The sequence below is a fragment of the Aurantimonas sp. A2-1-M11 genome, from assembly GCF_036549475.1.
Classification (GTDB): Bacteria; Pseudomonadota; Alphaproteobacteria; order Rhizobiales; family Rhizobiaceae; genus Aurantimonas.
Window position 1 is genome coordinate 22,578 of record NZ_JAZHLI010000032.1, and the last position, 26,323, is coordinate 48,900.

24 protein-coding genes are annotated in these 26,323 nt (G+C 66.1%); 9 read left to right on the forward strand and 15 right to left on the reverse strand.

Going from position 1 to position 26,323, the window contains the following annotated elements:
• Nucleotides 1-31: 31 nt before the first annotated feature.
• The 5 genes from VQ042_RS14970 to VQ042_RS14990 all read right to left on the reverse strand — a co-directional run bounded on the left by VQ042_RS14970 (nucleotide 32) and on the right by VQ042_RS14990 (nucleotide 6,885).
• Nucleotides 32-2,149, reverse strand: coding sequence for a catalase (locus VQ042_RS14970; RefSeq protein ID WP_331820661.1), 2,118 nt, complete (start codon nucleotides 2,147-2,149; stop codon nucleotides 32-34).
• Between the two features lie 232 nt (nucleotides 2,150-2,381).
• Nucleotides 2,382-3,284, reverse strand: coding sequence for a carbohydrate ABC transporter permease (locus tag VQ042_RS14975; protein WP_331820663.1), 903 nt, complete (start codon nucleotides 3,282-3,284; stop codon nucleotides 2,382-2,384).
• 31 nt (nucleotides 3,285-3,315) lie between these two features.
• Nucleotides 3,316-4,248, reverse strand: a complete 933-nt coding sequence (locus tag VQ042_RS14980; protein WP_331820665.1) for a carbohydrate ABC transporter permease — start codon at nucleotides 4,246-4,248, stop codon at nucleotides 3,316-3,318.
• Between the two features lie 128 nt (nucleotides 4,249-4,376).
• Entirely contained in the window at nucleotides 4,377-5,693 is a 1,317-nt protein-coding gene (locus tag VQ042_RS14985) for an ABC transporter substrate-binding protein (RefSeq protein WP_331820705.1), read from the reverse strand.
• A gap of 127 nt (nucleotides 5,694-5,820) precedes the next feature.
• On the reverse strand, nucleotides 5,821-6,885 hold the full coding sequence (locus VQ042_RS14990; RefSeq protein ID WP_331820667.1) for an ABC transporter ATP-binding protein: 1,065 nt from the start codon (nucleotides 6,883-6,885) through the stop codon (nucleotides 5,821-5,823).
• Nucleotides 6,886-7,144: 259 nt separating this feature from the next.
• On the opposite strand from VQ042_RS14990, the gene VQ042_RS14995 reads away from it, so the two are divergent.
• Nucleotides 7,145-8,185, forward strand: coding sequence for an SMP-30/gluconolactonase/LRE family protein (locus VQ042_RS14995; RefSeq protein WP_331820669.1), 1,041 nt, complete (start codon nucleotides 7,145-7,147; stop codon nucleotides 8,183-8,185).
• A gap of 114 nt (nucleotides 8,186-8,299) precedes the next feature.
• On the opposite strand, the gene VQ042_RS15000 is transcribed toward VQ042_RS14995, so the two are convergent.
• The 5 genes from VQ042_RS15000 to VQ042_RS15020 all read right to left on the reverse strand — a co-directional run bounded on the left by VQ042_RS15000 (nucleotide 8,300) and on the right by VQ042_RS15020 (nucleotide 13,274).
• A complete protein-coding gene (locus VQ042_RS15000; RefSeq protein WP_331820671.1) occupies nucleotides 8,300-9,217 on the reverse strand; it encodes an NAD(P)-dependent oxidoreductase in 918 nt (305 codons plus the stop codon).
• Nucleotides 9,214-10,314, reverse strand: coding sequence for an isocitrate/isopropylmalate dehydrogenase family protein (locus VQ042_RS15005; protein ID WP_331820673.1), 1,101 nt, complete (start codon nucleotides 10,312-10,314; stop codon nucleotides 9,214-9,216). The genes VQ042_RS15000 and VQ042_RS15005 overlap by 4 nt, the downstream gene beginning before the upstream one ends.
• Before the next feature lie 46 nt (nucleotides 10,315-10,360).
• The gene (locus tag VQ042_RS15010) at nucleotides 10,361-11,632 is read right to left on the reverse strand and encodes a TRAP transporter large permease (protein ID WP_331820675.1); all 1,272 of its coding nucleotides are present in this window, start codon (nucleotides 11,630-11,632) and stop codon (nucleotides 10,361-10,363) included.
• Complete coding sequence (locus VQ042_RS15015) at nucleotides 11,629-12,147, reverse strand: TRAP transporter small permease (RefSeq protein WP_331820677.1); 519 nt, start codon at nucleotides 12,145-12,147, stop codon at nucleotides 11,629-11,631. Before VQ042_RS15015 ends, VQ042_RS15010 begins: the two co-directional genes overlap by 4 nt.
• A gap of 149 nt (nucleotides 12,148-12,296) precedes the next feature.
• The gene (locus VQ042_RS15020; protein ID WP_331820679.1) at nucleotides 12,297-13,274 is read right to left on the reverse strand and encodes a TRAP transporter substrate-binding protein; all 978 of its coding nucleotides are present in this window, start codon (nucleotides 13,272-13,274) and stop codon (nucleotides 12,297-12,299) included.
• Nucleotides 13,275-13,398: 124 nt separating this feature from the next.
• On the opposite strand from VQ042_RS15020, the gene VQ042_RS15025 reads away from it, so the two are divergent.
• Nucleotides 13,399-14,148, forward strand: a complete 750-nt coding sequence (locus tag VQ042_RS15025) for a GntR family transcriptional regulator (RefSeq protein ID WP_331820681.1) — start codon at nucleotides 13,399-13,401, stop codon at nucleotides 14,146-14,148.
• Nucleotides 14,149-14,220: 72 nt separating this feature from the next.
• Entirely contained in the window at nucleotides 14,221-15,681 is a 1,461-nt protein-coding gene (locus tag VQ042_RS15030; RefSeq protein WP_331820683.1) for an aldehyde dehydrogenase family protein, read from the forward strand.
• Between the two features lie 689 nt (nucleotides 15,682-16,370).
• Here VQ042_RS15030 and VQ042_RS15035 read toward each other — a convergent pair.
• Together VQ042_RS15035 and VQ042_RS15040 are read right to left on the reverse strand one after the other, a co-directional pair.
• Nucleotides 16,371-16,784, reverse strand: a complete 414-nt coding sequence (locus VQ042_RS15035; RefSeq protein ID WP_331820685.1) for a DUF3830 family protein — start codon at nucleotides 16,782-16,784, stop codon at nucleotides 16,371-16,373.
• Nucleotides 16,785-16,841: 57 nt separating this feature from the next.
• Nucleotides 16,842-17,495, reverse strand: coding sequence for an amidohydrolase family protein (locus VQ042_RS15040; protein WP_331820687.1), 654 nt, complete (start codon nucleotides 17,493-17,495; stop codon nucleotides 16,842-16,844).
• Between the two features lie 522 nt (nucleotides 17,496-18,017).
• Between VQ042_RS15040 and VQ042_RS15045 the strand changes: the two genes are divergently transcribed.
• From VQ042_RS15045 to VQ042_RS15060, 4 genes are all read left to right on the forward strand, one after another.
• Nucleotides 18,018-18,452 carry an iron-sulfur cluster-binding protein gene (locus VQ042_RS15045; RefSeq protein WP_331820689.1) on the forward strand — a complete coding sequence of 145 codons (435 nt, stop codon included), beginning with the start codon at nucleotides 18,018-18,020 and terminating at the stop codon, nucleotides 18,450-18,452.
• Complete coding sequence (locus VQ042_RS15050; RefSeq protein WP_331820691.1) at nucleotides 18,446-19,387, forward strand: dihydroorotate dehydrogenase; 942 nt, start codon at nucleotides 18,446-18,448, stop codon at nucleotides 19,385-19,387. The genes VQ042_RS15045 and VQ042_RS15050 overlap by 7 nt, the downstream gene beginning before the upstream one ends.
• Entirely contained in the window at nucleotides 19,384-20,685 is a 1,302-nt protein-coding gene (locus VQ042_RS15055; RefSeq protein ID WP_331820693.1) for a hydantoinase/carbamoylase family amidase, read from the forward strand. Before VQ042_RS15050 ends, VQ042_RS15055 begins: the two co-directional genes overlap by 4 nt.
• Before the next feature lie 211 nt (nucleotides 20,686-20,896).
• Nucleotides 20,897-21,541 carry an orotate phosphoribosyltransferase gene (locus tag VQ042_RS15060; protein ID WP_331820707.1) on the forward strand — a complete coding sequence of 215 codons (645 nt, stop codon included), beginning with the start codon at nucleotides 20,897-20,899 and terminating at the stop codon, nucleotides 21,539-21,541.
• On the opposite strand, the gene VQ042_RS15065 is transcribed toward VQ042_RS15060, so the two are convergent.
• A complete protein-coding gene (locus VQ042_RS15065; protein WP_331820695.1) occupies nucleotides 21,480-21,779 on the reverse strand; it encodes a TRAP transporter small permease in 300 nt (99 codons plus the stop codon). The two genes, VQ042_RS15060 and VQ042_RS15065, sit on opposite strands and share 62 nt — an antisense overlap.
• Nucleotides 21,780-21,960: 181 nt before the next feature.
• On the opposite strand from VQ042_RS15065, the gene VQ042_RS15070 reads away from it, so the two are divergent.
• Together VQ042_RS15070 and VQ042_RS15075 are read left to right on the forward strand one after the other, a co-directional pair.
• Nucleotides 21,961-22,464, forward strand: coding sequence for a TRAP transporter small permease (locus VQ042_RS15070; protein WP_331820697.1), 504 nt, complete (start codon nucleotides 21,961-21,963; stop codon nucleotides 22,462-22,464).
• A gap of 7 nt (nucleotides 22,465-22,471) precedes the next feature.
• Entirely contained in the window at nucleotides 22,472-23,755 is a 1,284-nt protein-coding gene (locus VQ042_RS15075; RefSeq protein ID WP_331820699.1) for a TRAP transporter large permease, read from the forward strand.
• A gap of 168 nt (nucleotides 23,756-23,923) precedes the next feature.
• Here VQ042_RS15075 and VQ042_RS15080 read toward each other — a convergent pair whose 3' ends face one another.
• A complete protein-coding gene (locus VQ042_RS15080; RefSeq protein ID WP_331820701.1) occupies nucleotides 23,924-25,015 on the reverse strand; it encodes a TRAP transporter substrate-binding protein in 1,092 nt (363 codons plus the stop codon).
• Nucleotides 25,016-25,092: 77 nt separating this feature from the next.
• On the reverse strand, nucleotides 25,093-25,884 hold the full coding sequence (locus VQ042_RS15085; RefSeq protein ID WP_331820703.1) for an SDR family oxidoreductase: 792 nt from the start codon (nucleotides 25,882-25,884) through the stop codon (nucleotides 25,093-25,095).
• Nucleotides 25,885-26,323: the final 439 nt, after the last annotated feature.

Here is a 26,323-nt window from a genome sequence, read left to right on the forward strand (position 1 = left end):
ACGCCGCGCCCCCTGACCGAGGGGCTGGCTGTCAGACGACATTGACGTTGGGTTCACGCTGCCAGTGCCGCAACTTGCGGCAGTGGGCGATGAAGGCCGGCGCGCCCCCGGCACTGCCCAGTTGCAGACAGCCCTCGTCGAGATCGGCGGCCAGGCCGGCCTTCTCGAACAGCGGCATCGCCTCCGCCGAGTAGGCGATGAACTTGCAGTGGGCGAAGGCATCGGTAACGAAGTCGCGCGCCGTCGCCTCGTTGGCGAGAATGGCCGCCCCATCGCTTGAGGCCAGGACCGCAACGGCGTCGTAGAGCAACGACGGTCCGCCATCGACCTTCTGCTTGGCCTCGATCCAGCTGCCGTCGCTGGCCTCGACGCCGCCGACCATCGGCGCCACCAGTTCCATCATCGCGCCCTCGGCCTCGATGGCGGATTTCAGTCCGGCAAGCAGTCTTGCATCGACGCCGTCGGTGACCAGCACGCCGACCTTGCGGCCCTTGAAGCTCTCCGGGCCATTGAGGATGATTGACAGCTTTGGTGAGGTGTTCAGGTCCATCCGCGTCGGCATCGCCGCCTGGGCAGGCGCCGGCATCTCCTTCAGGCGCAGGCTCTTGGCGACCGCGCCGGCGAGATCCTCGTCGACATTCAGGAGATGCGAGACGATGCGCGCCCGGATCGCCAGCGTTTCGACCTTGGACAGTTCGAAGGTGAAGGCGTCGGCGATGTGCTGGCGCTCGGTCCGGGTCTGCGACAGGTAGAACTGCCGGGCCTGGCTGTAATGGTCGGCGAAGGTTTCCGAACGGACCCGCTGCTTCCGGCCGGCTTCCTCGGCCGGGAAGCTCTGATACGTGCCCCGCGGCGCCTCGCGCGGCCCACCAGCTTCCCCGCCCCAGGAGTTCGGCTCGTAATTCGCGCGACCCCGGGGGTTGCGCATGGACATGTGGCCGTCCTGCTGGAAGTTTCGCACCGCAGTCCGCGGCGCATTCACCGGGATATGGGTGAAGTTCGGTCCGCCCAGACGCTTCAGCTGCGTGTCCAGGTAGGAGAAGTTGCGGCCCTGCAGCAGCGGGTCGTTGGTGAAGTCGATGCCCGGCACGATGTTGCCGGTCTGGAAGGCAACCTGCTCGGTTTCCTGGAAGAAATTGTCGACGCAGCGGTCCAGCGTCATCTTACCGACGATGCGGATCGGGACCTCTTCCTCGGGGATGATCTTGGTTGCGTCGAGAATGTCGAAGTCGAAGCGATCGGCGAAATCGTCGTCGAAGAGCTGCAGGCCGAGTTCCCACTCCGGATAGTCGCCCATCTGGATCGCGTCCCACAGGTCGCGGCGGTGGAAGTCGGGATCGGCGCCGTTCAGCTTCAGCGCCTCGTTCCACACCACCGACTGCATGCCCTGCTTGGGCTTCCAGTGGAACTTCACATAGGTCGACTTGCCCTCGGCATTGATCATGCGGAACGTATGGACGCCGAAGCCTTCCATGAAGCGGAACGAGCGCGGAATCGTGCGGTCGGACATGATCCACAGGGCCATGTTCATGGCTTCCGGCGTCAGGGACATGAAGTCCCAGAAATTGTCATGTGCCGTCTGGGCCTGCGGGAAGCCGCGGTCCGGCTCCTGCTTGGCCGCGTGGATCAGGTCGGGGAACTTGATGGCGTCCTGGATGAAGAACACCGGGATGTTGTTGCCCACAAGGTCCCAGTTACCTTCCGCGGTATAGAAGCGGCAGGCGAAGCCGCGCACGTCGCGGGCCAGGTCGGCCGAGCCCTTGTTGCCCGCCACGGTCGAGAAGCGGACGAACATCTCGGTCTTCTCGCCGGCCCGCTGGAACATGTCGGCACGGGTGATGTCGGACAGGGATTCGTAGGTCTCGAACACGCCATGCACCCCGAAGCCGCGGGCATGCACGACGCGCTCGGGGATGCGCTCGTGGTCGAAGTGGAAGATCTTCTCGCGAAAGGCCTGATCCTCGATCAGCGTGGGGCCGCGCGGACCGACCTTGAGCGAATTCTGGTCGTCGCCGATCGGGGCGCCGCCCTGGGTCGTCAGCTGCGGCACGTCGCCGCCCGCGACCTGGTGCAGTTCGCCGCCCTCACCCCGATAATCCTGGCTGTTGCCGGTGCTCAGGGGTGTTTCGGCGTTCTTGTGCTGGGACATGTATGCTCCGGGTCTGTGAAATCCTCCCTGCCGTAAGGTGTCTGGAGCCCGAAAGGATGCGCGCAATCGCGGATAAATTTCCGCACGCCGCGCCCGCAAACGCCGCGTCGGCACGGAGTTCGGGCGGGCGATGCGCCCTGCCAAGACCAGGGACGGGCGACCCTCGCCGGACGGAGTGGGCAGGCCGGCCGGTGCGCAGCTCAGGTCGTGCGCCGGTCCGCCGCCGGGCGCCCTATTCCTTCACGGCTCCGGTCATCGACGACACGTAGTAGTCGACGAAGAACGAGTAGAGCACGACGACCGGCAGGGAGCCGAGCAGCGCGCCGGACATCAGCGCGCCCCACTCGTAGATGTCGCCGCGCACGAGTTCGGTGAGGACGCCGACCGGCACAGTCTTGTTCTCAGAGGAGGAGATGAAGGTCAGCGCGTAGATGAACTCGTTCCACGACAGGGTGAAGGCAAAGATGCCCGCCGAGATGAGGCCGGGCACGGCCAGCGGCAGCACCACCTTGGTCAGGATCTGCCAGCGCGTCGCCCCGTCGACAAGCGCCGATTCCTCCAGCTCGAACGGGATGGTGCGGAAATAGCCCATCAGCAGCCAGGTGCAGAACGGGATCAGGAAGGTCGGATAGGTCAGGATCAGGGCGAACATGGAATCGAAGATGCCGACCTGGAAGACGATGAAGGCGAGCGGAATGAACAGGATCGACGGCGGCACCAGATAGGCCAGGAAGATCAGCAGCCCGGTGACCCGCGCCCCGGAAAAGCGGATCCGCTCGATAGCGTAGGCCGCGAAGACCGAGGCGGCGAGCGCCAGGAAGGTCGAGCAGACCGCGACCACCATCGTGTTCCACAGCCAGCCCGGGTAGGAGGTCTCGAACAGGAGATACTTGATGTGCTCCAGCGTCGGCCCGACCACCCAGAACGGGCTGTAGGTCTGGTAGTCGGTGAGCTGGTTGTCGGGCTTCACCGCGGTGATCACCATCCAGTAGAACGGGAACAGCAGCACGAAGACGAACACCGCCAGCGGCAGGTAGATCGTCAGGATGCGCCGCGGCACGGTGTCGAACTGGCTGAGGCCGGCGGCATCCGCCCGCTCGCTCGCCGCCTGTGCGGCCGCCGATCGCTTGCTCATCGGATCGTCCTCCCTGCCATCTGCCCGCGCCTCATTCGCCGCCTCCCTGCTGCCATCGGCGCCGCTGCAGGCCGAAGAAGGAGAACAGGATCGCGGCGAGCAGGAACGGGATCATTGCCACCGCGATGGCCGCGCCCTCGCCGAGCTGGCCTCCGGGGATCGCCCGCTGGAAGGAGAGGGTCGCCATCAGGTGTGTGGCGTTGACCGGCCCGCCGCGGGTCAGGACGTAGATCAGCTGGAAATCGGTGAAGGTGAACAGCACCGAGAAGGTCATCACCACGGCGATGATCGGCGTCAGCAATGGCAGGGTGATCTTGGTGAAGCGCTGCCAGGCTGTGGCGCCGTCCAGCGCCGCCGCCTCGTTCAGCGATTGCGGGATCGTCTGCAGGCCGGCGAGCAGCGAGATCGCCACGAAGGGGATGCCGCGCCAGACATTGGCCGCGATGACCGACGCCCGCGCATTGTTGGGGTCGCCGAGGAAGTTGATCGGCGCGTCGATCCAGCCCCATTGCATCAGCACGAAGGACAGGATCGAGAACTGGCTGTCGAAGATCCACCAGAAGGCCAGCGCCGACAGGACGGTCGGCACCACCCACGGCAGGAGGATGATCGCCCGAAAGAAGTTCTTGAACGGCAGATGCTGGTTGAGGATCAGCGCCAGCCACAGGCCGAGCCCAAATTTCAGCACTGAGGCGACGGTCGTATAGAGCATCGTGTTGTAGACCGACAGCCAGAACACCGGGTCGTCGAACAGCCAGGCATAGTTCTCCAGGCCGATGAAGAGGCCGGTTCGCCCGATCGTTGTGTCGGTGAAGCTGAGCCAGATGCCGAGGCCGAGCGGATAGGTCAGGAAGCACAGGAGAAACGCTGCGGCTGGCAGCATGAACATCAGGCCAAGTCCGCCGCGGCTCTGCACGAACCGGCGGAAGACCGAGGGCCTGCCCCTCGCCTCTATACTGGACATCGTCGATCGTCTCCGTTGCCGACAGGGCGCCGGGCGGATGCCGGCGCCGGCAGGACGCCCGTACCGACAAGGTCCGCGCGCCCCGTGCAGTGGGTGCGGCACCGGTCGCAGGACCGGTGCCGGCATCGTCAGCGGTAGTAGCGGGCGATGCGCCGCTCGGCGTTGGCGATGGCCTCGTCGGCCGTGCGCTGGCCGGTCACCGCCTCGGCGAACATGTCGACCAGCACGTAGTCGGCCATGACGGCGGCCGAGGACGGTCCGAGCGGACCGGCATAGCCGTTGGGCCGCAGGCTGGCGGAAGCCCTTGAGTAGGGCTCGTGGATCGGGTTCGACGTCCAGACCGGATTGTCCGCATAGGCCTTGAGTGCCTGGCAGCAATAGGCGCTGGCGCCCTCGATCCAGGCGTTCATCTGGTCCGGCTGGAACATGAACTCGATATAGGCCTTGGCCGCCTCCGGATACTGGGTGTGCTTGAAGATGTTGAGCGTCGAGGTCTGGTGCAGTTCCACCGACTGGCCGACCGGTCCGATCGGCATCGTCGTGGTGCGGATGTCCTCGGCGATCTCGGCCATCGCCGGATCCTTGATGGCGGCGTAATAGAGCGACACGCCGTTCGCCGTCAGCGAGATCTGGCCGGCCAGGAAGGCCCGGTTGTTGTTGATGTCGAGCCAGCTCTCGGTGCCGGGGATGAAGGTCGCGTAGAGCTGCTTGGCATATTCGATCGCGGCCCGGGTCTCGGGGCTGTCGATCGCCGGCTGGCCGTTCTCGTCCACGGTCATGCCGCCATGGCTCCAGAGCAGCCAGTGCGCGTAGTTGTTGCCGTCGCCGACCGCCTTGCCGTGCGGGAAGCCGGCGGGCGTGCCCTTGGCCTGCATCGCCTTGCAGAGCTCCAGGAAGCCTGCGGTATCGGTCGGGAATTCCTCGAAGCCGGCCGCCTTCATGTGGCTGTCGCGGTAGCAGATTGCATTACCGATGGCGCACAGCGGCACGGCGATGAAGGTGTCGCCCTGCTTGGCGTAGCCTTCCAGTCCCTCGTACCAGCCGCCATGCTGCTCGCCGAGCGATGTGGCGAGGTCGGTCACGTCGACCAGCTTGTCGGGATACTGGAACGGATCGTCGAACCAGCTCATCACCATGTCAGGACCCGAGCCGACATTGGCCGCCACGGCTGCCTTGGGACGCACGTCCTCCCAGCTCTCCTGGTCGATCTGCACCTGGACGCCGGTCGCCTCGGTGAAGGCCTTGGTGTTGGCGTTCCAGGCTTCCTCCTCGCCGGCGACGAAGGGCACCCAGCGCAGAAGCCGCAGCGTGGCGCCTTCTTCGGGCGTGAATTTCGGCGCCGCCCCCTGGGCCAGCGCCCCGCGGATGCCGAAGGGCCCGGTCAGCGCCGCCCCCGCGGCCAGGCTGGCCGTGCCGGCCAGAAGCGTCCTGCGATTGATGGTCATCATCGTCTCCTCCACTTGCGCGGGAGCGTTCGGTGTTCTGCCACGACGGCTCTCCCGCTGCCGTCACGGCTGTCCTCCCTCGCCGGTCGGGGGCATGGCCCCGCCGGCAACGCGCCGCGTTCCGGCCTCAGGCCGAGACGCGCGCGCCCGTCGCCGCGTCGAACAGATGCACGGCCTCCGGGTCGATCGAGACCGGCAATTCGTCGCCCGGCCCCGCCGAAATTCGCTCGCGGAACACGCACATCACGTCGCTGTCGCCCAGCTTGGCGATGACGTGGGTCTCCGAGCCGGTTGGCTCGACCACCTCGACCCGCAGGGGAATGTCGCCGCCGATGCGAAAGGATTCCGGCCGCACGCCATAGATCGTCTCGCGGCCCGGCTCGGCCTTGCCCGGCCGCCCGATCGGAAGGCGGTGATGGTTGCCGGTCACGAAAGAGGTGCGGTCGGACGAATCGACCGCGCCGGTCATCATGTTCATGGCGGGCGAGCCGATGAAGCCGGCGACGAAGAGATTGTCCGGCCGGTCGTAGAGCTCCAGGGGCGTGCCGACCTGTTCGACGATGCCGTCATGCATGACGACAATCTTGTCGGCCATGGTCATCGCCTCGATCTGGTCATGGGTGACGTACACCGTGGTGGTCTTCAGCCGCTGGTGCAGGTTCTTCATCTCCGAGCGCATCGAGACGCGCAGCTTGGCGTCGAGATTGGACAACGGCTCGTCGAACAGGAAGACCTGCGGCTCGCGCACGATGGCGCGGCCCATGGCGACGCGCTGGCGCTGGCCGCCGGACAGCTGCCGCGGATAGCGGTCGAGCAAATTCGTCAGGCCGAGGATCTCTGCCGCCGGCCGCACCCGTTCGGCGATCTCGCTCTTGGAAACCTTCTTCAGCATGAGCGAGAAGCCCATGTTCTCGGCCACGGTGATATGCGGGTAGAGCGCATAGTTCTGGAAGACCATCGCGATGTCGCGATCCTTGGGCGGCAGGGCGTTGACGACCCGGTCACCGATCAGGATCTCGCCGGAGGTGATGTGCTCCAGCCCGGCCAGCATGCGCAGCAGGGTCGACTTGCCACAACCGGACGGCCCGACCAGCACGACGAACTGCCCCTCCTCGATGTCGATCGACACGCCATGCAGCACTTCGACCGGGCCAAACGCCTTGCGCACGTCCCGAAACGTCACCGATGCCATCGAACCCCCACCCGCATCAAGTTGCAGCGGCATACTGTATGCGCACCGGGGTCGGCGCAATGGTTCGAAGCTGGCGACGGACGAAAACTTGTGCTGCACCGCAACGTAAACTTGTGATGCAGCAGCAACCGTGTGGCATGACATTGCGGCGCGGCGCTGGCCCGGATGACCGCTTCGCGCTAGGCTTGGCCACCGATCGACACAGCAACAAGAACAAGGTCGTCCGGAAGGTCGGTGCCGGTCGACGGGGAGGAAACCCATGACCATGGATCGACGCACCTTGCTTGCCGGCGGTGCGGCCCTCGGGGCCGCTCTCGCCATGCCGCATGTCGTCCGGGCACAAGCCCTGGCACCGCAGCCTTCACGCTATCCGGACGACGCCTGGGAGGTGCTCGATCCGCGCTTCTCGCAATACATGATCGGCAACACGCCGCTGCAGCGCGTGTGGAGCGGTGCTCTCTGGGCGGAGGGCCCGGCCTGGAACGGCGTCGGCCGCTACGCCGTCTTCAGCGACATCCCGAACAATCGCCAGATGCGCTGGGACGAGGTCACCGGAGCGGTGACGCCGCTGCGCCACGCCTCGAACTATTCCAACGGCAACACCTTCGACTTCCAGGGCCGGCAGATCAGCTGCGAGCATTCCACGGCCCGCGTGGTGCGCTACGGTCATCAGGGTCCGGCCGAGGTGCTGGCCGAGACCTTCGAAGGCAAGCCGCTCAACGCCCCCAACGACGCAGTCGTCCATCCCGACGACGGTGGCATCATCTTCACCGACCCCGGCTATGGCAGCCACTGGTATTACGAAGGCAACGTGCGCGAGCTCGAACTGCCGACGAGCGTCTACCACATCGATGCCTCGAGCGGCGCGCTGACCCGGCTGACCGACGAGATCTTCAAGCCGAACGGCCTTTGCTTCTCGCCCGACTACCGCACGCTCTATGTCGCCGATTCCGCCGCCACCCATCATCCGGAGCCGGCCCGGATCATCGCCTGGACGGTGGAGGACAATGGTCGCCGGCTGACCGGCCGGCGGGAATTCGCCACGCTGGAGAGCGGTTTCCATGACGGCGTGCGGGCCGATGTCGACGGCAATGTCTGGGCCGCGACGGGCTTTGCCGGCGAGGGCCAGGACGGGGTGCATGTCTATTCGCCCGACGGCACCAAGATCGGCCAGATCAAGACACCGGAAGGCTGCGCCAACCTCACCTTCGTGGGCGAGCACCGGAACCGGCTGCTGATGACCGCGAGCCAGTCGGTCTACGCGATCTTCACCGCCGCCCAGGGCGCCCATATCGCCTGATCGGACAACCCAAACGGAACAGGCAGCGGCGCCGCCGCTGCCGGTTCATCACAGTGAACACACAAGCCGCGGTTCACTTTGCCGGCTTCGATGTCGACTTTTGGATGCCGAAATTCAGCGTTCCGTCTTGCGGAAGGTCGTGCAGGCCGTGGGCATCATCTCGTCGCCATGGCCTGATTCCACCAGCCAGTCGAGCGCGGCGCGCACGCCTTCGGCAACCTTGCGCGAGGTGCCGGTCTCCTCGACGAGCTGGCTGTAATAGGTCAGGTCCTTGCGCGCATTCGCATTGGAAAAGCGCATCGGCGTCACGTCGCCCTCCAGGATGTACGGTGCGGTGCGGTCGAGCGCGGCGCCATAGCCACCGCCACGCCGCAGGCAGTCGACCAGAACCTCGGGGGCAATGTCGTTTTCCGCCGCGCAGGCCGCAGCTTCGGCGATCAGCGTGACGCTGCCCAGCGAGACGAAATTGTGCAGGAGCTTCAGCGTCTGGCCGCGGCCGATGCCGCCGGCGTGGAACCGGTTCTCCGAGAACGCCTCGAAGAGCGTCGTCAGGCGCTCCACCGTCGCCGGATCGCCGCCGATCAGGAGGTTCAGCCGCCCCTCCTCGGCCTCCTTCGGCGTGCGGGTCATCGCCGCGTCGACGAAGTCGCAGTCAGCCGCCTTCACGGCTTCGGCCGCCTTCATGGTGGCACTGGGAATGCCGGTCGAGCAGTCCACCACGATGGTGCCGGGCCGCAGCGACGCGGTAACGCTGTCCGGCCCGAGCAGCAGCGCCTCGATCTGCGGGCTGCCGGTGACGCACAGGATCAGGACGTCGCTGGCCGCAGCCAGCGCCGACGCGTCGTCGAACCGCTGGGCGCCGTCGGCGTCGAGATCGTCGCTCGGCTGGTTGCCGGGATGGTCGAGATAGGCGAGCGGCCATCCTTTCCTGCGGATGTTGCGGGCAATGCCGTGGCCCATCATCCCGACGCCGATCACGCCGATCATCTGCTTCGTCATGCTGTTGTCCTCTTGTCCGGAACGGGCGATCACGCCATGGCCCGCAGGATGGCTTCGGTCATTTCGCTGCAGCGCGCATGGCCGCCGAGATCGGTGGGCACGAAGGCGCCCTCGCCGAGCGTGCGGTCGACCGCCGCCTCGACGCGCCCGGCGGCCGTCGCCAGCGCCGCGTCGTCGTGCTTGTCGGCCAGCCAGCGCAGCATCATCGCGCCCGACAGGATCGCCGCGACCGGGCTCGCCAGGTCCTGGCCGGCAATGTCCGGCGCCGAGCCATGGGCGCCCTGGAACAGGCCGTGGCTGTCACCGATCTCGCCGGACGGCGAGATGCCCATGCCGCCGACGGTGGCGGCACCAAGGTCGGAAATGATGTCGCCGAACATGTTCTCGGCGACGATCACATCGTAGAAATCAGGCCGCTTCAAAAGGTGCACGGTGATGGCGTCGGCATAGGCGTAGTCGATCTCGACATCGGGATAGGCGCCGTGGACCTCGTCGCAGATCCGGCGGAAGAAGGCGTAGCTGCGCAGGATGTTGGCCTTGTCGCAGACCGTCACCCGGCGCTTGCCGTCGCTTAATGCCCCGTTGCGTTTTTTGGCGAGCTCGAAGGCGAAGCGGGCGACCCGCTCGGTGCCCTTGCGGGTGATGACGAGGCTGTCGGAAGCCATCTCGCCGCGCAACACCACCCCGGCGCCGCGGCTGGCATAGAGCCCCTCGGTGTTCTCGCGCACGATGACATAGTCGATGCCGCCGCCCTCGAAGGCCCGTAGCGGCGAGGTCACCCCCTTCAGGAGCTTGATCGGCCGCACATTGGCATAGAGGTCGAGTTCGAAGCGCAACTTCAGATGCAGTTCGTTGCCGACCTCGGTTCCGTCCGGGTAGACGACGCCCGGCAGCCCGGCCGCGCCGTGCAGGATCGCGTCATGGGTCCGGCAGGCCTCGGCGGTGGCTGCCGGCAGCACCTCGCCGGTCGCCTGGTGGCAGCCGGCGCCGCCTTCCAGCATGACGAAGTCGAGGACGCCCGAGCCGCAGGCCTCGGCCAGAACCCGCATGGCGGCCTGCGTCACCTCCGGCCCGATCCCGTCCCCCTCGATGGTCGCGATCCTGTAGGGCGACGCCATTGCTGCGGTCATGAAGCTGTCCCTGGAATGCCTGGAAAGAGTGCGCGGAGCGGGCCGGTCACAGATGCGCCGCCGGCCACAGCGAGATCGCCGGCACGAAGGTGATCAGCAGCAGCGTTGCGAACACCACCAGCACCGGCACGATCAGCGACTTGAACATGCTCTGCACCGGAATGCCCGCCACGGCGGCGGCCGCGAAGAGGTTCACCCCGAGCGGCGGCGTTACCATGCCGAGCGCCAGATTGACGATGACGACGATGCCGAAATGCACCGGGTCGACGCCGAAGCTGATGGCGATCGGCGTGAGGATCGGCGCAAGCACCAGGATTGCCGCCGAGGTCTCCACGAACATGCCGACGAGCAGCAGCAACACGTTGACGAAGAGCAGGAAGCCGACGGCGCTGTCGAAATTCGCCGCGGCCCAGCTGCCGACGACGTTGGGCAGGCCGGACAGGCTGACGAGGAAGGAGAACAGCCCGGCCGTCGCGATGATCAGCATGATCGCGCCGGTCGCCACCGCCGAGGCACGGAAGATCCGCGGCAGGTCGGAGAATGTCATCTCGCGGTAGATTAAGAGGCCGACGACGAGGGCATAGACGGCCGAAACCGCGGCCGCCTCTGTCGGCGTGAAGATGCCGCCATAGATCCCGCCGAGAATGATCACCGGCAGCATCAGCGCCCAGAAGGCGTCCACCGTGCTCTTGACGATGGGCAGCGCGTCGTCGCCGTCCTCCTTGCCGATGCCCTTTAGCCGGCACCAGATCTGCGTCATCACGATCAGCGCGCCAGCCACCAACAACCCCGGCCCGATGCCGGCGATGAAGAGCTTGGTCACTGAGGTTTCCGTGGAGACGCCGAAGATGATCATCGGCACCGACGGCGGGATGATCACGCCGAGTTCGGCGGAGGTGGCCTGGATCGTCGCGGCCATGGGCAGCGGATAATTGTGCCGCGCCATGGCCGGCACGAGGATGGCACCGATGGCAAACGTCGTCGCCACCGAGGAACCGGAGATCGCCGCGAAGATCATGCAGGTGACCACGCAGGTCGAGGACAGCCCGCCCTGCACGCCGCCGACCAGCGACTTGGCGAAATCCACCAGCCGGCGCGACACACCGCCATGGGTCATCAGATTGCCGGCCAGGATGAAGAACGGCACCGCCAGCAGCGGAAAGCTGTCGATGGAGGTGAAGATCTTCTGGGGCACGACCAGAAGCGGCAGCGACGAGAAGAAGGTAACGCCGACGATCGCGGCGAGACCGATCGCCACCGCGACCGGAACCGACAGCGAGAAGAAGACCAGCAGGGCGGCGACGAGTGCGGCGTTCATTCGAAGGCTTCCCGGTCGCGCCGCAAATCCGGATCGGCCCGCGACGGCTCGATCGGGCGCAGGAATTCGAGGATCGCGCCCGGGATCGCCAGGACTGCGCCGACGGGAATGGCCGCATAGAGCCAGGAGATCGGGATGTTCAGCATCGCCACCTGCTGGCCGGAGACGCGGATCGCCATCATCGTCCCGAACCAGGTGAGCACCCCCAGAAAAGCGAGAATGCCCAGGAGCACGAGAAAGGAGACGCCGCGCTGCATGCGCTCCGGCAGGACGGTGCGCACGAATTCCAGCGGAATCATTGCGCTGAGGCGGAAACCGGCACCGGCGACGAGAAACACCATCCAGATCACGACGCCGCGCGCCAGCACCTCCGACCACGCCGCGGCGTCGCCGAGCACGAAGCGCGTCACCACCTGCCAGAAGACCAGCACCGTGGCGAGCGCGAGAAGCAGCGCCGCGAGGTTATGGGTAAGAACGGTCAGCTTCTCTGCGGCGAGCAGGAGGGCCTTGCGCATGGACGACACCTTCGAGATCGGACGGCGGAACCCGCTTGCCCAGCCCCGCAAGGTCCCGCCGCGGCGTCGTGGACACCCAGCGCAGACCCGGCGGCAGGAGCCGAGCGCCGCGGAGCCGAAAGGCCAGCCCCGCGGGTTGGTAAGGCGGCTTACTTCTGGGCGTCGCGGATCCGCTTGATCATCGCCTCGCCATATTCCTTGCCGTAGCGATCATAGGTCGGCTGCACGGCATCCTGGAACGCCTGCTTGTCGACGTCCTCGATCACCTCCATGCCGTTCTCGCGCATGGTGGCGACGCCGTTCTTCTCGGTCTCTGCCACAACCGCGCGGGTCGCCTCGACCGCGACATCGGCGGCTTCCTCGATCCAGCCCTGCTCCTCTTCGGAAAGCTGGTCCCAGTGGATCTTCGACATGGTGATGACGGCCGGCGAATAGACGTGGCCCGTCAGCGTCACATGCTTCTGCATGTCCCACATGTTGTTGGAGACGATGATCGGGATCGGGTTTTCCTGCCCGTCGATCGTGCCCTGCTGCAGCGAGGTCAGCACCTCGGTCCAGCTCATCGGGGTCGGCGATGCGCCGAGTTCCTTGAAGGCGTCGATATGGACCTGGTTTTCCATCGTGCGCAGCTTGAGGCCCGCCACGTCCGCCGGCGTCTTCACCGGACGCACCGAATTGGTGATGTGGCGGAAGCCGTTCTCCGACCAGGCCAGGCCGATCATGCCCTTGTCCTCGAACTTGGCCAGGAGCTCGTCGCCGATCTCGCCGTCGAGAATCTCGTGGGCGCTGGCGTAGTCGTTGAACAGGAACGGGAAGTCCAGGGCGTAGATCTCCGGCACGAAGCTGCCGACCGGGCCGGTCGAGGTCATGGCCAGCTCGATCGTGCCGATCTGTTCGCCTTCCAGGAGCTCGCGCTCGCCGCCGAGCGAGCCGCCCGCCTTGACGTTGATGGTGATCTCGCCGTTCGACAGCTCGTTCATCTTCTCGGCGAATGCCTGCGCGCCCTTGCCGTAGTGTCCGTCCGGCGGCGTGACGATGGCGAAGTTCATTTCCTTGGCCGCCAGCGACGTGGCGGTCAGCGCGCTGGTCGCCAGCAGGACACCGGCGAGAATGCCTCTCAATGACATGCGAATTCCTCCCATTCGGTTCGGACCGTGGCGGTTGCGGCCGCCCCGCATCCTCCGGCGTCGGCACCCGCAAATCCGATGATGTTTACACCAGATATCCGATACGATATTCGTAAGAGAGAGAATGGCTTTGGTCAAGGACAGGGCTGTGGCCGACCCGAACACCGCCTTTCACGAGGAGCGCATGGGAGACTGGACCGGGTCCGGGGAGGACATCATCGTCCAGGGCCCGTCATTGGGCGACGCAGTCTATGAGCGGCTGGTCGACGACCTGATCTCGCTGCGGACGCCGCCGGGCGAACGGCTGTCGGTCGACAAGCTGGCCCGCCGCTTCGGCGTGTCGCAGACCCCGACGCGGGCCGCGCTGATCCGGCTGGAAGCCGAGGGACTCGTCGTCAAGAAGCACCTGACCGGCTACAGCGTCGCGCCCCTGCCCTCCCTCGCCCGGCTGGAAAGCATCTTCGAGATGCGCGCCCTGGTCGAGCCGCGCAGCGCCGCGCGGGCGGCCGAGCATGCGTCCCCCAGCCAGCGCGCGGCGCTGAGCGCGATCGCTGCGGAGATGCGCTCGCTGTCGGCCGAGGACGTCGACCTGCACCGCGCCCGGCTCGTCGTTCTCGACAGCCGCTTCCACACCACCATCGCCGAGGCCTGCGGCAACGACCTCATCGCCGAGACGCTGGGGCGGCTGTTCACGCAGATGCACATCTTTCGCCTGCGCTATCACTCCAACGTCGCCCACGCCGTCATCGACGAGCATGTCGAGATCCTCGACGCCATTGCCAGCCGCGACGCGGCCCGGGCCGAGGCCGCCATGCTCGACCATATCGATGCCGCCCGCGAACGTCTCGAACCACATGTGCGGCGCGCAATCTGAACGCCGCAGGCCTGCGGGCCGACCTGCCGAGGCAGGATCCGGCGCAGGCATTTTTTCTGGGAGGACCCTCACATGACAATCCAGACCGGTCTCTGGTTCGACCCGTCCATGCTGCTCATCGGCGGCAGATGGCGCCCCGGCACGGGCGGCGGCACGATCGCCATCGAGAACCCGTCGACCGGCGAGACCATCGGCGCGATCGCGGAAGGCACGGCGGCCGACGTCGAGGCGGCAGTCTCGGCGGCGGAGGCGGCCCTCGACGGCGAATGGGGCGCCATGACCGCGACCCAGCGTGGCCGCATCCTGGTGCGCCTGTCACGCCTCGTGGAGGAGCGGGCAGAGACGCTGGCGCATCTGGAATCGAGCGATGTCGGCAAGCCGCTGGGCCAGGCCCGCAACGACGCCGTCGCCCTGGCCCGCTATTTCGAGTTCTACGGCGGCGCCGCCGACAAGATCACCGGCCAGACCATCCCCTACCAGGCCGGCACGACGGTGCTGACCCTGCGCGAGTCCCATGGCGTGACCGCGCACATCATCCCCTGGAACTACCCGATGCAGATCATGGGCCGTTCGGTCGGCGCGGCGCTCGCCATGGGCAATGCCTGCGTGCTGAAGCCGGCCGAGGACGCCGCGCTCAGCGCGCTCGCCGTTGCCGCCCTCGCCGAGGAGGCGGGCCTGCCCGCCGGCGCCCTCAACGTCGTCACCGGCTACGGCCATGAGGTCGGCGCGGCGCTGTCGTCGCATCCGCGCGTCCACCATGTCTCCTTCACCGGGTCGGTGGGCACCGGCCGGCGCATCCAGGCCGCCGCCAGCGAGAATGTCGTGCCCGTGACCCTCGAGCTCGGCGGGAAGTCGCCGCACATCGTCTTCGATGATTGCGATCTTGACGCCGCGCTACCGGTTCTCGTCGGCGCCTGCATCCAGGCCGCCGGCCAGACCTGCTCGGCCGCCTCGCGGGTGCTTGTCCAGCGCGGGATCTATGACGAGGTGAAGCGCCGGATGGCCGAGGTCTATGCCGGGCTCGTCGTCGGCCCCGCCGCCGCCGACCACGATCTGGGACCGCTGGTTTCGGGCAAGCAGAAGGCGATCGTCGCGGGCTACATCGCCAGGGGCAAGGCCGAACTCACGGTCGCGGGCGAAGGAACGATCCATGCCGACGCACCGTCGGGCGGCCATTACATCGCGCCGATCCTCTTTGCCGACGTGCCGCCGGACCATACGCTGGCCCAGGAGGAGATCTTCGGCCCGGTGCAGGTGCTGATCCCCTTCGAGGACGAGGCCGACGCCGTGCGCATCGCCAACGGCACCGATTATGGCCTCGTCGCGGGCGTATGGACCGAGAATGGCGCCCGCCAGATGCGACTTGCCCGCAAGCTGCATGTCGGCCAGGTCTTCATCAACAATTACGGCGCCGGCGGCGGCGTCGAGCTTCCCTTCGGCGGCGTCAGCAAATCCGGCCATGGCCGCGAAAAGGGTTTTGAGGCCCTCTACGGCTTCTCCCGCCTGAAGACGATCTCGATCAAACACGGCTAGCCGGACGGTCCGCCTCTCGGGCGTTGCCGCACCATTGCGCATGGTGGGGCGGCAACACGCCGGTACGGTCATCGCACCGCACCGGCGCCACGCGTCAGTGGCTGATCGTCCAGGGCCGCTCGCTGGCAAAGGTCTGGGCGCCGGAATAGCCGAACTTCTTCAGGTAACGTATCGCATCGAGGCAGGCGCTAGGTTCTGAACCCATAAAGCTTGCGGCGAGACGATCTGAGGGAAGCGAAGTGGCGGCTGATCGCGCCGCTGCCCAATAAGCCGCGCGTCATCTTCTGTATGGCGCCCACCGGATCCCGCGGCGTGACCTACCCGGTCGTCATTGTCCGTACACGACGGTCTACAATCGCTTCAACCGGCGGGCCACGGCGGTGTCTGGGTCCCGATACTCGAGACCTGTCGGCCAGTTCGCCGGGCGCGATGCACGACAGATCCATCATCCGGGCGCACCAGCACGCCGCCGGCGGATCAAGCGCGGCGAATCACACCATCGGCCATTCTCGTGACGGACCGATATCAGCTCGCCGCTGCGTGTTGCCGCAGCACCACCTCGTTAACCTCGATGCCAGGGCCAGGCGTCTGCGGAGCCGGACCCGTCCAAAAAGGCTAACTCAAGTCTTCAATGGCGCTTCTCCCCGCACATGCTGCAAGGTGGCCTTCCGTCAAAAGCCGGGAGGGGACTACGCTGCCGTGAGACGGATCGACTTCGCGCCGGTCCAGAGCGTCTCGCGTCCCAGCTTTGCCAGCGTTTCCAGCCCCTCGGTAATCGTCAGGAAGTGATTGCCGGCCAGCGGTCCGGCTTTCGACGCGAACGCCACAGGGCCATAGGCGAACAAAATCTCAGTTTCACTGACGCCTCCCGGATAGATGATGAACTGGCCGGGGGCAGGATGGCTGGTAGCATTCTCGTAGCCGAGTCCGAAATCAAGATCGCCAAGCGGGATCCAGCAGGCCTCGCCCGACCAGCGCACGTGGATTATTCGCTCTTCGTAGGGAAGAATACGGCGAATGGCGGCCACGGTGCGCGGCGCCGCCTCCGCTTCAAAGCGGGCAGGGAAGCGTTCGCCGCCGATCTCAATCTGAACTGTCGTCATGATGCTATCTTCACTTCTGGCTGATGGTGCCGGTCTGGCAACACGTTCGGTGGATGGTCAATGGTCTGCGCGGTGCGCCCACGGTTGGGTCCGGTGGCAAATGAAAACCGGGCAATGACGTTTCGCGGCCCCCGCCAGCTGTGTCCGGCTGGACGTGACCGAGAAGAAATTCAAAGGATTACGCTCCATAAAACGCTCGCGACGTCGTTGACGCAGCCGTTTCCCTCGGTCACGGCGAGGATGCCGGCCGGAGCAAGGCCCCATGGCGACACGGCAACCACGCTTCAGGAATTCCGCCACCGGGGCCGTGCCGGAACTGAGGACGAGGTTCGAGGTGGAATTGACGACGATCGTCGCACCGCGCTCGGCGATCAGCTCCATCTCATCGGGGCGCAGATAGATTCCGTGGGCGAAGGAGACCCGCTCGTTGACGAGCCCGATCTCGGCGAGGTGGCGCAGGAGGCCTTGTGGGAACGTCCGGTCGGCCCAGGCCCGCTGGTAGCGCGTCACCAGAAGATGCATGTGCACGCGCCGCCCGGTCGTCGCCGAGCGCTCGCCGATCAGCTTGACCGAGATCCACGGCATCTCATTCAGTGAGCCGTCCCAATTTTGAGATTTTTCGTTGACAAGAGATGCCGGACAGCGTTCCTTTAGGTGCTTGATCAATCCAGTCGGAGCGCTGCTCTCGTGGAATCGGGCACTCTCAAGCATCGCGCAGGACCTTCGTTCGGCCAGGCTCCCGGTCGGCGGGGTCCCCGCGCACGGCCATCGCCGTCAGAACGCATTCTGCCCGTAAACCCGTCGGCGATGCGTTGGTGTCGATCGTGCCGAACCGCGCATGGTCCCGGGAAGAGACGCGGTCCGCGGCGACCTGCGGCGAGATCGACGGGCTGGTGCTGTCGAACGTTTCCGTGGCAGGCGAGTACCGTCGGCTGACCCTATCCCTGCCCGAAACGATGCCACGCGCGGTGCCCGGTCAGTTCTATCAGCTCCTGTGCCCAGGGACCGGTTCGCCGGGCGCGTTCCTGCGCCGTCCGATGAGCGTCTATCGCGTCGAGGAGGAGCCGCACCGCGTCTCGTTTCTCTACAAGGTCGCCGGCATCGGCACGACCGCGATGGCCGGTCTGGAAAAGGCGAAGTCTTCAACGTCTTCGGCCCGCTCGGCGTCGGATTCTCGCTCCCGCCCGCGGCAGCCCCATCGTCATCCTGGCGCGGGGGGTCGGGCTTGCGACGATGGCCCCGCTCGTGCGCTTCGCGCGCAACAACGGCCACCGTGTCACGGCCGTCCTCAGCGCGCGATCGCCCAATCTGCTGATGTCGGTGGACGAGATGCGCCGGGACGGCGCGACGGTGCGGACGGTGACCGACACCGACGCCGACGGCACCTCCGCCCTGGCAAATGTCGCCGCGATTCTCGAGGCATGTCATGCGCAGGGACAGATGGGCGCACTCTACGTCTGCGGCTCCAACCGCCTGATGCAGGCGGCTCAGGAGATTGCGCGGCGCCATGGACTCTATGGCGAAGCGGCCCTGGAGCAGCAGATGGCCTGCGGTCTCGGCATGTGCTTCTGCTGCGTTCGCCCGTTCCGCGAGGGCGCGTCGATCGTGCACCGCCGGGTTTGCAGCGACGGGCCGGTCTTTCCGCTGGCGGATGCGATCACGTGGTAGACCTGTCGATCGATTGCGGCGGATTGCGCCTTGCCAATCCCGTCATGCCCGCAGCCGGGACCTTCGGGCACGAACTCGGCCAGGCGATCCCGCTGTCCCGGCTGGGCGCGCTGGTGACGAAGACCATCACGCCGGGCAAGCGTCTCGGCAACCCGACGCCGCGCGTGGCGGAGGACGCCTCCGGCATGCTGAACTCCATCGGAATCCCCTCCAAGGGTGCCGAGCACTTCATCGCCGAGGCGATCCCGCTTTACGCGGCCATCGGCGTCCCGCTTGTCGTCTCCCTGTCGGCGGACACGGTTCCCGGGTTCGCGGATTTGTGCCGGGCGGTCTCGATACCCGGCATCGCCGCCGTGGAGGTGAACATCTCCTGCCCCAATATCGAGGACGATGGCCGCGCCTTCGCCATGCGGCCGGAGACGACGCTGCGCGTGATGGAAGCGTTGCGGGCGGCGACCGACCTGCCGCTCTGGGCCAAGCTCACCCCGAACACCGGGGAGATCCGCGAGGTCGCACGAGCCGCGGAGGACGGCGGGGCCGACGCGCTCGTTGTCGCCAACACGATCCTTGCCATGAGCGTCGACCTAGCCAGCCGCCGCCCGACGCTCGGCAATGTCATGGGGGGCCTGTCGGGACCGGCGGTGAAGCCGATCATCCTGCGCATGGCCTATCAGTGCGTCCGCTCCGTGGACATCCCGGTCATCGGCTGTGGCGGCATCGCCACCGCCGATGACGCGCTCGAATACATGCTCGTCGGCTGCCCCGCCGTACAGGTCGGCACGGCGACCTTCCTGCATCCCGGTGCCATGCTGGACGTGATCGACGGCATCGAACGCTATTGCGAGGCGCACGGCGTCTTGAGTGTCGGCGAGATCGTCGGCGGCCTGCGCGAACCGGTGATATCCGACGGGGCAGCCTGGGAGGCCTCGACGTGAGCGCAACATTGGCCGCCCGCGGGGCACAGGCAGCGGACGGATCGCCGACGCTTCAGGCGCTCGCGGAGCGCGTCTTCGACGACGTCGCCGCCATGACCGGCGACGTTCGGGGCGTGTCGCGCCCGGCCTACAGCGATCGGGAAACGCAGGTTCTCGATTATCTGGCCGCCGTGGCGGCGGATCTCGGGTTGCGCAGCTGGCGCGATGACGGGGCCAATCTCGTCATCGCCATGGGCGAGGACGGCGGCGCGGCATCGGCTTGCGGCTACATCGGCTCGCACGTCGATTCCGTGCCGCGCGGCGGCAATTTCGACGGGCTGGCGGGCGTGGCCGCCGCCATGCTCGTCCTCGTTTCACTGCAACGGGCCGGCACCCGGCTCGCCTCCCCCGTCCGGGTCCTTGCCCTGCGCGGCGAGGAGTGCGCGTATTTCGGAACGGCCTGTATCGGCTCGCAGGCGCTGCTGGGGGCTCTCGACCCGCACGTGTTGGAATCGCAGGGGCGCGGCGTCGCACAGACGCTCGGCGAGGCCATGGGCGAGACGGGGATCGACATCGCCCGCATTCGCGCCGGGCAGCCGCTCTGCGACGCGGCCTCGATCCGTTTCTTCATCGAGATGCATATCGAGCAGGGCCCGGTCCTGGTGGAGCGCGGCTGGCCCATCGCGGCGGTGACAGGCATTCGCGGGAACTTGCGGCATCGCGAGATCCAGTGCCTCGGGGAAGCGGGCCATTCCGGCGCCGTGCCGCGCTGGCTGCGACGCGACGCGGTCTTCGCAATCTGTGAGCTCGTGACGCGCATGAACGATCATTGGGCGACGATCCAGCAGCACGGCGGCGATCTCGTCGTGACCGTCGGCATGCTCCAGACCGATGCCGCCCACCATGCGATGTCACGCATCCCCGGCGAGGCAAGCTTCAGCTTCGAAGCCCGCAGCCAGGAGCCCGCGACCCTTGCCGCGATCGAGACGCTCTTTCGCTCCGAGTGCCAGTCGATCGAACGCGAGCGCAAGGTCCGCTTCGTCTTCGACGACAGGCGCTACACCGCATCCGCCCAGCTCGATACCGGCCTCATCGGCACCATGCTGGAGGCCTGCCGGGCCGAGGGCCTGCCAGCCGAAGCGATCCCGAGCGGCGCCGGCCACGACGCGGCGATCTTCGCGCAGGCGGGCGTGCCATCCGGGATGATCTTCGTGCGCAACCGCAATGGCTCGCACAATCCCGACGAAGCCATGGATCTGGCTGATTTCATGGCCGGCGTCGCCGTCATGCAGCGGACAGTGGAGCAGCTGTCGCGATGATCGGACCCAGTCGGACTGCGTCATTTGCCGGAGGAAAGGCAGCCAAGGGTGTTGTGGGCGAAGGAAAAGAGCGATTAAGGGTACGCCGCCCGAAAAATAAAGCCGCCGTCGATCGGTCGGCGCCGATTGCGAGCGGGCCGCTGTTCCAGAAAAGGACGACCCCTTGACGAGCTTCACCGACAAGACGCTGATCGCCGAACTCACCGCGAAAATGCTTCTGGAGGTGAAGGCGGTTCACTTCAGGGCCGACGAGCCCTATCGATTCACGTCCGGCTGGGCGAGCCCGGTCTATATCGACTGCCGCAAGCTGATCTCCTATCCGCGCGTGCGCACCACGCTGATGGACTTCGCCGCCTCGGTCATCCTGCGCGACATCGGCTTCGAGTCGCTCGACGCGATTGCCGGTGGCGAAACGGCCGGCATCCCGTTCGCGGCATGGATTGCCGACCGGTTGTCCATGCCAATGCAGTACGTCCGCAAGAAGCCCAAGGGCTTCGGCCGCGACGCGCAGATCGAGGGCGATTTCCACGAGGGCTCGCGTGTCGTCCTGGTCGAGGATCTCTCCACCGACGGTCGGTCCAAGATCCGCTTCTGCGAGGCGATGCGTGCCGCCGGCCTGACGGTGGAGCACACCTTCGTCATCTTCCACTACGACATCTTCCCCGACACCAAGAAGGTGCTCAGCGATTTCGGGCTGCAGATGCATGCGCTCGCGACGTGGTGGGACGTGCTGAAGGTCGCCAAGGAGCAGGGCTACTTCGACGACCGGACGCTGCGTGAAGTGGAAGCCTTCCTCAACAACCCGCTGGAATGGTCCGCCGCACACGGCGGCGCCAGTTCGTTTCCAAGCAGCTAGGAGCCAAAATGCTGAGCAGGTCGATCGAGACATGCTTGCCCTTGCGGACGCCCATGCTCGCGCCGACCATCGCCATCCAGACAACGATGTACCGGACGGCTTCTTCCGCCCAATAGATCGACATGTTGAAGACGTAGCGCAGCACCACCTGGGTGACGACGAGAATGGTGGCGACTGCTACGCCGCACACCATCGTCCAATCCTCGAAGCTGTCCAGCGAATTCAGGAGACGCTTCATCAGGCCGCTCCGCGCGCTCAGCCGTCGGTGCCGGTCTCGGTGTAGATGCGATCCAGCAGTGCGTTCCGCGCCGCAGGCGAAAAGGCCTACGAGGCGCTCGGCCTGACCGAAGCGAAGAACAAGGTGCAGGCCGAAATCGCCGGCCAGCAATAGGCAGCACGCAGCCGGCGGGGAGATGACGATGCGCACCTTCTATCAAGCCGTCCTCAGGGCGGAAGCCATCCTCGCCGGCACATTGCTGCTGCTGATGGTCGGGCTGATCTTTGGGGGCGGCATCGCCCGGATGATGCACAGCCCGATCAACTGGACCATCGACTTTGCCACATGCTTCTTCGCATGGGCCTGTTTTCTCTGCGCCGACATCGCCTGGCGCAAGGACGCGTTGATGTCGATCGACGTGATCAAGGCGCGGCTCCCGGAAGGTGCGCGGCACCTGCTCCAGATCGCCAACAACCTGATGATCATGGCATTTCTCGGCGTCGGCATTTATGCCGGTATCTGGCTGGCTTGGATCAGCCGGGCCCGGAGTTTCCAGGGTATTCCCGCCATCAGCTACTCCTGGGTGACGATGAGCCTGCCTGTCGGAGCCCTGCTGCTGCTGATTACCACCATCGTGAAGCTGCGTGCAGTACTGCGGGACCGCCAGGCAGACAGCGCCGCCACGGCCGCTGCCAAGCAAGGTTGACCCCGCGATGCTGATCGTCACGCTCGGCTTTGTCGTGCTTCTTCTGATCGGCATGCCGGTGGCCTTCGCCATCGGCATTGCCGGGACGCTGTTCTTCTTCCAGAACCCGGGGTTGCCGTTCACCATCCCGGCGCAAGTGACGATTTCCCAGACCCAGAACTTCGCTCTCCTGGCGATCCCGCTGTTCATCCTGGCGGGCAACTTCATGAACCGCTCCGGCATCACCGGGCGACTGCTCGACCTCGCCTCGGTACTGACCGGGCGGCTCAAGGGCGGGCTGGCGCAGGTGTCGCTGGCGCTCTCGGCGCTCATGGGCGGTGTCTCCGGTTCGGCCATCGCCGACGCGGCGATGCAGAGCCGCATGCTCGGCGACGAGATGGTGCGACGCGGATTCACGCGGGGCTTTACCGCCGGCGTCCTCTCCTATGGGGCGGTGCTGACACCGATCATCCCGCCGGGCATCGGCATGATCCTTTACGGCACGATCGGCCAGGTCTCGATCGGACGCCTGTTCGCCGCCGGCTTCGCCCCGGCGCTGCTTCTGTGGGCGGGACTCGGGCTGGCGGTCTGGCTGACCGCACGCCGGCGCGGCTACCAGCCGGAGCGCGCCACCCGCCCCACCGCCGGCGATGTCGGCCGGGCGTTCACCGGCTGCATCTGGGCGCTGCTCTTCCCTGTTTTCCTGCTCGTCGGTCTGCGGATGGGCATCTTCACGCCATCCGAGATCGGCGCCTTTGCAGTCATCTACGCGGTGTTCATCGGCGTCCTGATCTATCGCAAGATGAAGCGGCAGGGTTTCGTCGAGGGTCTCGAAAGCAGTCTTGCCGATGTCGGCTCGGTGATGTTCCTGATCGCCCTTTCGGCGATCTTCACCTATGGCATCGTGCTGGAGCGGGTGCCGGAAACCGTGGCCGGATGGATCCTCGGGATCACCGACAATATCTACGGCGCGATGATCCTGATCGCCCTTGCTGTGGTGGGGATCGGCTTCTTCATCGATGCGACGGTGCTGATCATCATGCTGACGCCGATCCTCCTGCCGGTGGTGCGCGAACTGGGGGCGGATCCGGTGCATTTCGGCATCGTCTTCATCGTCGCCGCGACCATCGGCAATTTCACCCCGCCGGTCGGCGCGGCGATGTATGCGGTCTGCTCGATCCTTCGCTGTCCGATCGGCGAATACACGCGGGAATCCGCGCCGCTACTCCTCGCGGTGGTGCTGGTCACGCTGATCCTGATCTTCGTGCCGTCCTTCGTCTTGCTGGTTCCCAATCTGATCTTCGGCAACTGACCGGGGTCGGGCAAGCGCCGGCGAAAGCTCGGCAGAGATCCGCTTGTTCCTCATCGTTATCGGCGACAGACCTCTCCGCAGCTGGATGCCCATCGACAAGGCGGCGAGAACCTGACGGATCGCCTCTCGGCTTCTCCACCGTTCCGACGCCGGGTCAGGCCACTACGTTCACCACTGGTCCTGTGCCGCGCGCAGCATCAGCGTATCGTAGCTGTAGTCGGCGATCCGCCACCACTGATAGGTCCGGTCCCGAAATGCCATCTGGTGGTCGAGGAGCTTCTTGAAGGCCGGGCTCTGTTCGCTCAGCTCGGCGTAGACTTCCCGGGCCGCTGCATAGCTCTGCTGGAGGACATCCTGCGGGAAGGCCCGCAGCTGCGTTCCCTCCGAGAGCAGCGTCGCCAGCGCAATAGGGTTCAGGGCATCGTATTTCGCCGTCATTTCGGTGCCGGCGGCCATCGCCGCCGTCCGGACAACCGACTGGTAGCCGGCCGGCAGGGCGTTCCACGTCTCCAGATTGACGAAGAAGCTCAGCGATGCCGCGCCTTCCCAGAAGCCGGGGAAGTAATAATACGGCGCGATCTTCGACAGTCCGAGATTCTGGTCGTCCTGCGGCCCGACAAATTCGGCCGCATCGATCGTCCCGCGTTCCAGCGAGGGATAGATGTCACCCGCCGCGATCTGCGTGGGAACCAGGCCAAGCCGCTGAAGGACGTTGCCGGCAAGGCCGCCGATGCGCATCTTCAGCCCCTTCAGATCGTCGACGCTGTTGATCTCCTTGCGGAACCAGCCGCCCATCTGGGTGCCGGTGTTGCCGGCGGGGAAATGCACCAGATCGTAGGTCGCGCAGAACTCGTTGAAGAGATCGTTGCCGCCGGCCTCGTAGAACCAGCCATTCTGCTGGCGGGCGTTGGGGCCGAAGGGAATGCAGGTGCCGAAGGCGAAGGCCGGGTCCTGGCCGATGTAGAAGTAGGAGCCGGTCTGCCCCATCTCGACGGTGCCGCGCTGCACCCCGTCGACGATGCTCAGCGGTGGAATGATCTCGCCGGCTGCGAAGACCTGGATCTGGAACCTGTTGTCCGTCGCCTCCGCCACGGCCTTCGCAAAGGATTCCGACGCGCCGTAGATCGTGTTCAGGGATTTCGGATAGCTGGACTGCAGGCGCCAGATCACTTCCGGCTGCGACTGCGCGATCGCCGGTTTGGCAAGGGTCGTGCCGACGGCACCCAGTCCGGCTGTGGCGATGAAGTGTCTGCGGTCCATCTATCTTCCTCCCGTTTTCATATCCCTGGATATCCTGGGCTCCTCCCGGCGCGTGCGATCGGCACCGCGCGCAAAACTCACATTGCCGCCGTCAGTCCCCCGTCGACCACCAGCACGTGACCCGTCACGTAGGACGCGGCGGGAGACGCCAGAAACACGGCCGCGCCCGCGATCTCGCGGGGTTGCCCCCATCGCCCGAGCAGCGACCGGCTGGCGAAATGTTCGGAGGCTTTCGGATCGGACATCAGCTCGGCATTGGCCTCGGTGGCAAAACCGCCGGGTGCGATTGCATTGCTGGTGATGCCGTGCGGCCCGTATTCGGCTGCCAGTGCCCGCACGAGGCCCGTCAGGCCATGCTTGGAGGCCGTGTATACCGCGTCGTTGGCGCGGGCGACCTGGCCGGCGATAGACGTGATCATGATCAGCCGGCCGGATCGCTGCGGAACCATGATCCTGGCCGCCTCGCGCGCCAGGACGATGCCGGCGGTCAGGTTCGTGTCGATGAGGTCCCGGATCTCGATATCGGAAAAGCCGGACAGGGGCTGGCGTTTGCGCGCCCCTGCATTGTGGACGAGGATGTCCAGACGACCATGCTCCTCATGGATCCGGCCAAGGGCTTCCCGTGTCGCGGCAGGGTCCGCGACGTCGAACACGGCCAGCGCCGCAGCGTGCGCGGTGCCGGACAGGGTCGAGGCTGCCAATGCCAGCCGTTGCCGGTCGCGGCCCGCCATGATCACCCGGGCACCCGCTGCCGCCATCGCGCGTGAAATCTCGAGGCCGAGCCCACGGCTGGCGCCGGTGACGAGCGCGACGTGACCGTCGAGGGAGAACAGAGGCGCGGCCGCATCTGGAAGACGCTCGGATGTCATGGGGTCACCGGGCCCTCGAACCGCCGCGTTCCGCATGCTTCGTCATCCCGTCCCCCCAACGACCGCATCGACGCACCATTCGGCCACTCCCTGCCGCACACGATATGAAGCGATTCGTCCGAAACTGTCATGGGGTATTACTTTCGGGATGCCGCCCCCGGATGCCGCTCCCGCCAACGCCGACACGAATGTTGGCGGCTGCGACCGCGGCCGCAGTTGTCGCGCCCATGTGCCCTCGCCGCGGCGCCATCCCTGGCCATGTATGGTTCAACCTCATGCTGACCGGAGATGACCATGGCAGAGCACGACCTCGTGCAGAAGCGCAATGATACCGGTCCGCGCTTGATCTGACTCGGTTGTGATTGTCTTGTTTTGGGTGAGCGTGATTCCCTGTTCCCGCCAATGGAGGGAACGAGCGATGGCCTTGAAAATAAACGAG